The sequence below is a fragment of the Streptomyces sp. CA2R106 genome, from assembly GCF_037034245.1.
In the GTDB taxonomy this organism is placed as follows: Bacteria; Actinomycetota; Actinomycetes; order Streptomycetales; family Streptomycetaceae; genus Actinacidiphila.
In genome coordinates, this window is record NZ_JBAGKC010000116.1 from 1 (window position 1) to 1,334 (window position 1,334).

General features: G+C 69.9%; 1 protein-coding gene. It reads right to left on the reverse strand.

The genetic code is table 11. The features are described 5' to 3' along the window. A partial coding sequence (locus WA788_RS35260; protein WP_335984535.1) for an MDR/SDR family oxidoreductase occupies positions 1–1,334 on the reverse strand: 1,334 nt, incomplete at both ends.

The window sequence follows — 1,334 nt, forward strand, 5'->3', positions numbered from 1 at the left end:
TGAGGAGTACAGCACGAACCCGGCCAAGCCCGCGTGCTCGGTCAGCTCGTGCAGGTTCCAGGCCGCGTCGACCTTCGCCGACAGGACGGTTGCCATCCGCTGCGGCGTCAACGACTCGACCGTGGCGTCGTCGATCACCCCCGCGGCGTGCACCACCGCCGTCAACGGCCGCTCGACCGCAATCTTGGCCAGCACGGACGCCAAAGCCCCACGGTCGGCGGCATCTCCGGCCTCCACCCTGACCTCCGCGCCCAGCTCAGCCAACTCCGCAACCAGACGCGCCGCGCCCGGCGCGGCCGGGCCACGCCGCGACAACAACACCAGATGCCGCACGCCGCGGACGGTGACCAGGTGCCGGGCCAACTCCCCACCCAACGTCCCCGTGCCACCGGTGATCAGGACGGTGCCCTGCGGGTCCCAGGCGGCGGGGACGTTCAGTACGACCTTGCCCACATGCCGGGCAGCCTGCAGATGACGCAATGCCGCGACCGCCTGCGACAGCTCGAAACACGTCACCGGCGGCGGCTTCAGTATCCCGGCCTCGAACATCACCCCGAGCTCCGCGAGCATCTCCCCGACCCGCGGCACACCCGCGTCCATCAGGTCGAAGGCCCGATAGATCACCCCGGGGTATGTCTGGGCGACCTGCTCGGGGTTGCGGATATCGGTCTTGCCCATCTCGACGAACCGCCCACCACGCGGCAACAACCGCAACGAGGCATCCGTGAACTCCCCCGCCAAGGCGTTGACGACCACGTCCATGCCCGCACCACCGGTCACGGCCAAGAACCGCTCACAAAACGCCAGATCCCGCGTCGAGGCAATGTGGCTCTCATCGATGCCCATCGCCCGCAACGCGACTTGCTTGGCCGGACTCGCGGTGGCGAAGACCTCAAGCCCCCATTCCTGGGCCAACTGCACGGCAGCCGTGCCCACCCCGCCGGTCCCGGCATGGATCAACACCCGCTCCCCCGGACGGACCTGAGCCAGATCCCGCAACGCATAAAACGCCGTCAAGAACCCCACCGGCACCGATGCGGCCTCCTGGAACGACCACCCCCGCGGCACCGCAGCCACCAGCCGGCCGTCCACCACCCCCACCGGCCCCCACCCCGGCACCAGACCCATCACCGACTGACCCACCACCAGACCATCCACCCCAGGTCCGGTCTCCAGGACCACGCCCGCGCCTTCCCCGCCCAGCATCCGGCCGTCCGCAACCATTCCCAGACCGGCCACCACATCGCGGAAGTTCACACCCGCCGCGCGCAAACCCACCCGGACCTGACCCGGCAACAACGCCACGCCCGCCTCGGGAGCATCGACCACCGCCG